7 protein-coding genes, 1 pseudogene and 1 CRISPR repeat array are annotated in these 10,156 nt (G+C 41.0%); all 8 genes and pseudogenes read left to right on the plus strand.

Annotation, left to right across the window (positions count from 1 at the left end; translation table 11 throughout):
• The first annotated feature begins 10 nt into the window (after window positions 1-10).
• Complete coding sequence (gene cas7p, locus LZF95_RS23735) at window positions 11-934, plus strand: type I-PGING CRISPR-associated protein Cas7/Csp1 (RefSeq protein WP_233757841.1); 924 nt, start codon at window positions 11-13, stop codon at window positions 932-934.
• Entirely contained in the window at window positions 927-3,197 is a 2,271-nt protein-coding gene (gene cas3, locus LZF95_RS23740; protein WP_233757843.1) for a CRISPR-associated helicase Cas3', read from the plus strand. The genes cas7p and cas3 overlap by 8 nt, the downstream gene beginning before the upstream one ends.
• Window positions 3,198-3,544: 347 nt before the next feature.
• Window positions 3,545-4,051 carry a CRISPR-associated protein Cas4 gene (cas4, locus tag LZF95_RS23745; protein WP_233757845.1) on the plus strand — a complete coding sequence of 169 codons (507 nt, stop codon included), beginning with the start codon at window positions 3,545-3,547 and terminating at the stop codon, window positions 4,049-4,051.
• Window positions 4,052-4,120: 69 nt separating this feature from the next.
• Window positions 4,121-4,738 carry a hypothetical protein gene (locus LZF95_RS23750; RefSeq protein ID WP_233757847.1) on the plus strand — a complete coding sequence of 206 codons (618 nt, stop codon included), beginning with the start codon at window positions 4,121-4,123 and terminating at the stop codon, window positions 4,736-4,738.
• A gap of 89 nt (window positions 4,739-4,827) precedes the next feature.
• Window positions 4,828-4,908: pseudogene (locus LZF95_RS27815) on the plus strand (hypothetical protein); the annotation flags it as partial.
• A gap of 51 nt (window positions 4,909-4,959) precedes the next feature.
• On the plus strand, window positions 4,960-5,517 hold the full coding sequence (locus LZF95_RS23755) for a plasmid pRiA4b ORF-3 family protein (protein ID WP_233757848.1): 558 nt from the start codon (window positions 4,960-4,962) through the stop codon (window positions 5,515-5,517).
• A 27-nt stretch (window positions 5,518-5,544) separates the two neighbouring features.
• A complete protein-coding gene (gene cas1b / locus LZF95_RS23760) occupies window positions 5,545-6,549 on the plus strand; it encodes a type I-B CRISPR-associated endonuclease Cas1b (RefSeq protein ID WP_233757850.1) in 1,005 nt (334 codons plus the stop codon).
• A gap of 40 nt (window positions 6,550-6,589) precedes the next feature.
• Window positions 6,590-6,853 carry a CRISPR-associated endonuclease Cas2 gene (gene cas2, locus LZF95_RS23765; RefSeq protein WP_233757852.1) on the plus strand — a complete coding sequence of 88 codons (264 nt, stop codon included), beginning with the start codon at window positions 6,590-6,592 and terminating at the stop codon, window positions 6,851-6,853.
• A 215-nt stretch (window positions 6,854-7,068) separates the two neighbouring features.
• Window positions 7,069-10,059: a CRISPR direct-repeat array (repeat unit 30 nt; unit sequence CTCTCAATCGCACCATACAGGAATTGAAAT).
• Window positions 10,060-10,156 lie beyond the last annotated feature (97 nt).

The following is a 10,156-nucleotide window of genomic DNA, read 5'->3' on the forward strand; positions in this document are numbered from 1 at the left end:
TTAAAATATCATGGAAATTAAAGGAATACTTGTATCAGTACTTGCCCCATTTGAAAACCACATTGCTAATGGAGGTGAAAAGTTATTGGGAAACGCTTCCTCTATCAAGAGAAGGCCGGATGGAAAAGTATATGTTTCAGGACAGATGCAAAGACATGTGCTGTTTTCTGCTATTGATCGAATAAACGAATCTGATGTAGCAAAAGGAGAAACATTTGTTTCAAATGGTGATGGCATAAGTAATCTGATAGAAAAGGATTTGCGCGCCGATATGGGCGGTTTTATGCACCCATCAAAGGGGGACTATTCCGGCAGAAGGACTGCACCGCTCTCGGTGACTCCAGCAGTTGCGAAAGAGGCCAGTGAAGTTGGAAGAGATTTATTAGTCAGATTAAGGATAAGCGAAGAGGATGACGCTAAAGACCAAGCCTTAGCAACCAAAGAGTTTAGTCAGTCTGATCTAATGCATATGAATTTCTTCCTTGATATTAGTTCTCTAGGTATTTCCAAGGCCTTTAAATATGAAAAGAGTTTCAATATTGGAAAGAAGTACTTTAAGCACACAGATGAAAATGAACGATTGAGGAGAGCTAGGCTATTTTTAGAAGCTACCAAATCCATGAATGACTATGCAAACCAAGCCAGAAATGCGGTAAGTGGAGAGCCTCAGGAAGTATTAATTGTGTTCGATACCATTTTGAGCAGAAAAGCAAGCCGGTATTTCACTGCTGACCCAAAAGAAAGGGAGAATATTCTGGATGAGCTGAACGAAAGAAATGCCAAGTATTTCCTTGGCGATGATAAAGGTGAAATAAGTGTGTCAAAAGCATTTAAATCTGCTATGGACTTTCTTAAGGATAATAGCAATTCGTTGTATGATCCGTCGAATGGTGCAGTTCCCGTAAGTTTTGCAGAAGCATTCGGTCGTGAATAAGAAGTATCCTGATTTGGCCAAACCTTCTGGTATCACTTTGGATCAACACAAAAGGGACGTGATGTCAGAGGGTGGATTACTCTCCAAATACTATCCATACACATTTAAAAAGTATCAAGAGAGAACTGGAAAAAGTCTTGAAAAAAGAATCGATAATGTAACCAGTTTTCATGATGATGGAAAGCAGAATGAAAAGTGGCAAAGGGCTTGTCAACTCGATTATAATAATTATTTGAGCTGGAAACAGAAGTATGGTGGAAGTTGGCAAGAGTATACTTTTAAAAAGTATGAAGAAGCGGGAAAACACCTTCAAAAAACTGGAGTACGGCATGAATTTCACTCATTAATTATTAATCAGAAGAAAAGGCTACCCATCTGTTTACAAGCTGCCATAGCTGCACATCACGGGAAGCTTGGATTCAAATTTGAAGATCGTTGGATTCGTGAAGGTGTTGAAGGATTTTGGAAAACTTTTCAAAGAGAAAGTAGACGGGTAATAGATGAAAGAATGAGTCTTTCCCAAGTCGCCAATTTACATTATGAATTTGCAGGCCCAAGAGGGTACTTGCAACTTGCTGACCATAGAGCTAGCGCTATAGAAGATGGAGATTCTGTTCCAGATCATAAGCCTTTCAAATACCAATTTCCACATTCAGAAAAGCGTAATGTACAGAAGTTAATTGATCAATATTGGGAAGATGAACTTCTGTTGATACGTGCTGCTACAGGAGCAGGTAAAACGGACGCTTCACTCTTATGGGCTTCCAAGCAAATTGAAAATGGTAAAGCAGAACGGCTTGTAATTGCTATGCCTACTCGATTTACATCCAATGCTTTATCAATCAATGTAGCGGAAAGTCTTTCAGAAACAGGATTATATCACTCCAGCGCATGGTTCACCAAATTTCAGGAAAAAGTTGAGGATGGTACGGTTTCAAAAAAGGATGCTTCAAAGGAGCATGAGTTTGCCCGTTTACTTCAAACTCCTGTAACGGTTTGTACTATTGACCATTTATTGATGGCACTAACACTCACCCGTGAGGATCACCATTTGATTACTTTTAATCTGGCAAATTCCTGTCTAGTAATTGACGAAGCTGATTTCTATGATAACTTCACTCAGGCAAATATCCTGGTATTATTAGAAATGCTGAAATATTGGAATGTGCCAGTACTATTGATGAGTGCTTCATTGCCTGATTCGGTTTTATCTGATTACCAAAAGATAGGTTATCAAGTAACTGATATCAAAGAGGATAAAATAGATAAAGAAGAGTATTCTAGGCCTAGGTTTGGAGTAAAATCCATTGTCAATTGCGAAATACCAACGGATATCGAGAAACTGTTGGAGAGTTGCTTACTGAAAGGAAATGCGATTATCTATGCAAATACAGTGGATCGGGCAATGGAATTTCTGAATTGGTTTGAAGGTAAGGGAATTAATTCTTGTCTTTATCATAGTCGGTTCACCGAACCTGACAAAATGGAAAAGGAAAAAACCTTAATTCAAATGCTTGGCCGTGATGCTTGGAAAAATGGAAATGCCAGAGGTATTGCCATTCTTACTCAAATAGGCGAAATGAGTATTAACATTAGTGCAGATTTGATGATTAGTGATTTATGTCCTATCGATAGATTAACCCAAAGAGCTGGTCGTCTATGCAGATTTGATAAATCGAAACTGGGAGAACTCCATGTACTAGTTCTTAAAAAGAATAACAACATTTACCCTGCTCCTTACGGAAGATTTGATCGTAAACAAAAATCATGGGTAAGCTCGGAAGCTTTGGAGAAAACCAGACAAATAATTGCTTGCGAAGAATATAGTGCTGAAAAGCTTGTTAGAATGCTAAATCAAGTTTATGAAGCTCAATCGGAGTTTTCAGCACTCGCTTTATCAAATGCTAAAAACTTGAAGGAGTATTTTCTAAATAACTGGCTCATAAATTCTAAGCAGACTAGTAACAAAGATGATTCAGGAGTTAACTTCTGGAAGAGTCGAGATATTCCACCTCAAGAAACTGTTTTTGTAAGCGTTCCTGAGAACAATTATTTTTCAAACTATTTAAGCTATCAGGACTGGAAATTAAAAAATGGATTGGAACTTCCAATATATCTTATTGATAAAGGAAAAAAGAGTTTTATAATTGATTTAAAAGAAGTTAGAATTAAAGAAGATAAAGAGCAATTATATGTAATTAGAGAGGGGTTTTATTCGATTGGGAAAGGTATTGATTTGAATATTCCGGAGGAAATCATATAAGAAAAATAGATAAAACCCCAAATATTCCCATCAACCCCTAATCACCAAAACGCTCTCCCATGACCATGAAAACCAAAAACCTTAACCTGACCAAAACAAAATATATCCAAAATTAGCACCATGTTCGATCAGTTCTACCACCGATCAAGTGATCAGCTGAAGCTGTCTTTCTTGGAAGAAGCCTTCCGGAAAACGTTTTTTTGAAAAAACGTTTCTTGTCTATTATTGTTGAATTAAAAAACATTTATGAAAAAAACCTTCTAAAGGCACTTGTTGTACCTATTGACCGAAAGTGTTCCATTCAAACCTAATATCACCAAGCTTAGTGAACGCTTCTTTATTGCCCCATGAACATCACCGGAACCCATATCGCCTACCTCCACACCTGTCACAGGAAACTATGGCTATTCGCCAACGGGATACAGATGGAGCATACTTCCCAGGTAGTGGCCGAGGGGAAACTAATCGCTGAAACCACCTATCTCGACCGGGCCAGAAAATATACCGAATTGGAGATGGATGGGATCAAGATCGATTACTATGATGCCAAAAACAAGGTGATCCATGAGGTAAAGAAGTCAGATAAAGTCGAGCATGCCCATTTTGCCCAAGTCAAATACTACCTGTATATTCTTCTAAAAAATGGGATATCCGGAGCTTCCGCGATTTTGGAATATCCAAAAATGAAACAAAGGGAAATTGTGGAATGGGAAGAAGATGATAAGGTCAGGGTAGAAGAATGGATCTCATCCTGCTCAAAGATCATCCATGACGAACAATGTCCCCCATTGCTGAAGAAACCGATTTGCAAGAAATGCAGCTACTTTGATTTTTGCTATATCCAAGAGGAATGAAAAAGCCTGCTTTACCAGACCTTCAAGGTTTTTAAAAACCTTGAAGGTCTGCGAAAAAAAACAGAAGCAATGCCAGACATACGCATTTCATTAGAACCTGAGAAGATGTACCACATCTGGACCCATGCGAGCGGCAGCGAAAATCTGTTTCGGTCAGAGGAGAATTACCGGTACTTTCTGGAGAAATACACCCATTACATATATCCTGTTGCAGAGACCTTTGCCTATTGTTTGATGCCCAACCATTTGCATCTGATGGTGAGGTTTCGAGCGCTGGATGAGTTGAAAAACCTTCAAGGTTTCCAAAACCTTGAAGGTTTGGAAACGGAAGTCGAGCGTTTTTTAAGCCGTCAATTCAGCAATCTCTTCAATGCCTATACCAAAGCCTACAACAAAATGTATGACCGGAGAGGAAATCTTTTTATCCCCCGGTTCAAACGTAAATTAATTGATTCTGACAGCTATTTTACAGCTTTGATCGCCTATATCCACAATAATCCGGTACACCATGAATTTGTGTCAGACCCTACTGATTGGCCGCACAGCAGCTGGCATAGTTACCTGATGTCAAAACCTACCAAAGTTTCAAGACAGGAAGGAATAGATTGGTTTGGAGGGGCAGAAGCATTTATCACGTTTCACCGGCAGCAGAAAAACAGGGAAGTTATTTTATTATTCGAAGACTAATTTCATGCAAATCATCGCCACCCATGAAACCTGGTATCAATTATCTGAAACAAATAATGACAAAAATTGCTGCTTAAAAAGAAAGAGGGCAATTTCCTCCAGTTATAAATGCCAAGATCTGCAAAAGCTGCAGCTATTTTGAATTGTGTTATGTGGGAGAGGTGGAGTAATTTAGTGATGCCTCGATGTGGGAAAAATGATAAAAAAATAAAGAAGACCTTATGTTATTACAATTAAAAATTCAAATCAAAGGAATTTCCAATCCGCCTGTATGGCGGAGGATATTGGTGCCTGGCCACTTTACTTTTAGTCGGTTGCACAATGTCATACAGGCGTCTTTTGGATGGGAAGATTATCACCTGTACCAATTTTCTCCCAAAGGATACGGATCCGAACCCCAAATCGGTGAAGAAGATGAATGGTCTGAGGAGGATATGGAGAATGCCGAAGAGGTAAAGATTGAGAAATACCTCAACCAAAAAGGACAGAAGTTTACCTACATCTATGACCTTGGAGATGACTGGATACATACCCTCACCGTGGAGGAAATACGGGAAGAAAAAGCCATCCGGGCCGAACTCCTATCCGGGAAAGGTGCCTGTCCTCCCGAAGACTGTGGTGGGATCTGGGGGTATGAGAGTCTGAAGGAGACCCTGGCAGATCCCAAGCATGAAATGCACGACGAGATGCTGGAGTGGCTCGGTCTGGAAAAGGGTGAAGACTGGGATACCCTTTTCTTTGACATGGAATATTCGAAAGCAACAGTAGCTACAGTTTAAAGATCACCAAACCACCTGCTTCCAGACATGAAAAAAACCTACTACCTCTTCAATCCCGGTCGCCTGAGCCGCAAAGACAACACGCTGAAGTTTACCCCGGTAGATGAATCGGGTAGGGAAGGAGTACCGAAGTATCTTCCGGTTGAAGGGATTTCGGATCTGTATTGCTTTGGGAGTTTGGATGCAAATTCAGCGCTGTACAATTTTCTGGGCAAGGCCGGGATCAGCGTTCATTTTTTTGATTATTACGAACATTATACCGGAAGCTTTCAATCCAAGGAATACCTATTGGCGGGCAAAATGCAGATCAGCCAGACTTCCCATTACCTGGATGGGGATAAACGTCTTAAAATTGCCAGGAAATTTGTAGAAGGGGCTGCATTCAACATTACCAAAAACCTTCGCTATTACATGAAAAGGGAGCGGGATCTGGATCAGCAACTCAACCGGATCCAATCCTATACGGGACTTATCGCAACGGCTCCCGATATACCGTCACTGATGGGAATTGAAGGAAATATACGGAGCACCTATTATGGAGCCTTTGACCATATCATCAAGGACCATGCGATGGAAAGCAGGAGCATGCGTCCTCCGCTTAACGAGATCAATACACTTATCTCATTTGGCAATATGCTATGCTATACCCAGTGTCTTGACCAGATTTACCATACCCAGTTGAATCCTACCATTAGTTACCTTCATGAGCCAGGATATAGAAGGTATTCTTTGGCATTGGATCTTGCTGAGATTTTTAAGCCTATTTTGGTAGATCGGACTATTTTCAGGGTGCTGAACAAGCGGGAAATCCAATCCAAGGACTTTGATTTTCAGACTAATCGGGTGACGCTGAAAGATTCCGGTAAAAAAGCTTTTCTTAAGGCATTTGAGGAAAGGTTAAATGAAACCATCAAGCATAGAACCCTGAATAAGCATGTTAGTTATAAGCATTTGATCAAACTGGAGTGCTATAAGCTCAGCAAGCATATTTTGGAAATAGAAACGTATAAACCGTTTAAAATCTGGTGGTGAGTATAAAAACACTTCAGGGGAAACGCTAAAGGGAGTTAATATGTATGTAGTATTGGTTTATGATATAGGTGAGCGAAGGGTAGGGAAGATGCTTAAATTGTGCAGAAGGTATCTGAACTGGATCCAGAATTCCGTGTTTGAAGGCGAGATCACCGAGGTCAAATTAAAGGAGCTGCTGGCCAATGCGAAAAAATTCATGAAAGTCGAGGAAGACAGCATTATAGTTTTCAAGAGCAGGGAGGAGAGGTGGCTTGAGAAGGAAATCGTGGGTCTTGAAAAAAACGATCTGGATACATTTTTATAAGGTTTTGGTTGTCGATGTAGCGGATAAATGCTGCATGCCTGGGTTGCAAATTGGGTGAAAGGAGCCCAAAGCCACGTTTACGCACAGTAACCGCGGTTGTCGTACCCTGGGCAAAAACCTTTCATTGGACATCGACAACTTGGATCCTTAATTTTTGCGAGGAACATCTACTTATAATCGCTAAAAACAGCTATTTTTGGTTTGTAGCCTGACGGCTCTCAATCGCACCATACAGGAATTGAAATACAGTAATCCGTCTTGACCTCCTTTAACTCACCTAACTCTCAATCGCACCATACAGGAATTGAAATTTCATCCTGCCAGTTCTTTTTCAGGGTACTTGGACACTCTCAATCGCACCATACAGGAATTGAAATCAAGAACCGGATGATAGGAGAAGACCAGGCGGAATTCTCTCAATCGCACCATACAGGAATTGAAATTTTCCGGTTAAGATTGAAAGCGTCTTCCAAGGCAATCTCTCAATCGCACCATACAGGAATTGAAATTCAAAGAATTAGAAGAATTTACCGCTCAGGCAGTGCTCTCAATCGCACCATACAGGAATTGAAATTATCAAATTGGACAAAATGTTATTTGTACAGGTATACTCTCAATCGCACCATACAGGAATTGAAATGGTAGAACAGCTCACCGGATGTGATCAGGGGAAGGCTCTCAATCGCACCATACAGGAATTGAAATGTGTTCCTGTAGCCAGTGTTCCAGTCGCCAGTGTTCTCTCAATCGCACCATACAGGAATTGAAATTGAGAGAGGCCTCCCTGATGGCCCCTGCCTTAACGGCTCTCAATCGCACCATACAGGAATTGAAATCAGCAATCGGTCATCGTCTCTATCGCCCCGGTCTTCCTCTCAATCGCACCATACAGGAATTGAAATTCTTTTGTCCAATCAACTTCGCTCACAGGTATTTTTCTCTCAATCGCACCATACAGGAATTGAAATACAGCGAGGGCTATAATAGAGATTCGTTTTACCGAGCTCTCAATCGCACCATACAGGAATTGAAATGAGCTTTTTGCTGGGCGTAATTACTTGCTTCCTCTCTCTCAATCGCACCATACAGGAATTGAAATACTTACCTCCTCCCCTTTTTTGAAAACTGAATTGCCTCTCAATCGCACCATACAGGAATTGAAATGATCATTTTTTCACCTGTATGCGTGCAAGGAGAAAACTCTCAATCGCACCATACAGGAATTGAAATGGGGAGGGATTGCCGGATACCAGTGCGGGATCTTTCTCTCAATCGCACCATACAGGAATTGAAATGGCATTAATATCCATCAACTGGATTCGCTGCTCAGGCTCTCAATCGCACCATACAGGAATTGAAATTTCTTCCGGATCCGTGATGAATTCTTCATACCTGATCTCTCAATCGCACCATACAGGAATTGAAATGGATTGAAAGCGTGAAAGGTTGTGGGGGTATAATGCTCTCAATCGCACCATACAGGAATTGAAATAAGGGGAGGCTAAAGAACTTGGGTCAAACCTTGAAAACTCTCAATCGCACCATACAGGAATTGAAATCAAATAGATGCGACAGGTGGGGCAATAAACGATTTCTCTCAATCGCACCATACAGGAATTGAAATAAGGTAGGGGATTCAATTAAGATAGAATCATTCGAGCTCTCAATCGCACCATACAGGAATTGAAATTTGGAAGAGATTTTGGTAAACATTCCAAAAACTTGACTCTCAATCGCACCATACAGGAATTGAAATTTAAGAAAAACATTTGCAGAAGAAGCGTATGCAGTAGCTCTCAATCGCACCATACAGGAATTGAAATGGGTAAAACCTCCCGCAGGAGTCCGGAGAATGTATTCTCTCAATCGCACCATACAGGAATTGAAATTCTTTTGATTGGGTTGAGGTAAAAAAAGAAACCTATCTCTCAATCGCACCATACAGGAATTGAAATCTACCCAGTGGAGGGAATATCTTTTTGATACGGAGGCTCTCAATCGCACCATACAGGAATTGAAATGGCGCAATAGTGACAAAATACCTGAAGGATGGTATTCTCTCAATCGCACCATACAGGAATTGAAATCTTTGGTGAAAAGCATGAGTGATGTTAATGCTATTGCTCTCAATCGCACCATACAGGAATTGAAATTACCCTGTAACTGTAGATGATTTCGAATCTATAGATCTCTCAATCGCACCATACAGGAATTGAAATTTACCAACTGGTTAAAATCTATTTGGGCCATTTTACTCTCAATCGCACCATACAGGAATTGAAATTGCGGTGGGATGGCGGGCGTACTGATGATCAAGGAGCTCTCAATCGCACCATACAGGAATTGAAATCTGCTGACTTCTATCAAGGCTATGACGAAGTTCATGCTCTCAATCGCACCATACAGGAATTGAAATCTTGCAGGAGCAGATGAAATCTGGGCTTCTCAGAAGCTCTCAATCGCACCATACAGGAATTGAAATTGAAATTTAAATCAGCATGGGCTGCAATTCTCGGAGCTCTCAATCGCACCATACAGGAATTGAAATGAAGGAGCTACGGCTCTGATCAATCTCACCGGTCCGCTCTCAATCGCACCATACAGGAATTGAAATTTTGATATAACCGATAAAGTCAATCATCAATACTGCTCTCAATCGCACCATACAGGAATTGAAATATGAATTGTCCTGCCCACCGGATAAAATAGCAGGCTTCTCTCAATCGCACCATACAGGAATTGAAATAAGCATCTCAGAAAGCCATATGTAAAAAACAGCTTGCTCTCAATCGCACCATACAGGAATTGAAATCTCCCACCTTCGAGGCTGGGCAAAAAGATGAGAAGCCTCTCAATCGCACCATACAGGAATTGAAATACGCTGAGGCGGTTTGCTCAGCTTCCAGCAATGCCGCTCTCAATCGCACCATACAGGAATTGAAATCCCCGACAGTCTAGGGTATAATCTACACTACACGGCTCTCAATCGCACCATACAGGAATTGAAATCATTTGAAAAGGATTTCTCTAATTTCTTCGCCTAGACTCTCAATCGCACCATACAGGAATTGAAATTCAGCAAACACTCAATCAAGTATCACCATCCGAAACTCTCAATCGCACCATACAGGAATTGAAATCACACTCCAAAGACCCTTCGACTCCTACACCTATGTCTCTCAATCGCACCATACAGGAAATCAAGCTTGGCGATGTGCGGCAGGCAGGAGGGGCTTGATTCACGAGGGGTTGTGCGGCATGGCAGCGGGTACGAGTAATTGAACTAGGACTTTGAATTGTATG

The organism is Algoriphagus sp. AGSA1 (assembly GCF_021390545.1).
GTDB lineage: Bacteria > Bacteroidota > Bacteroidia > Cytophagales > Cyclobacteriaceae > Algoriphagus.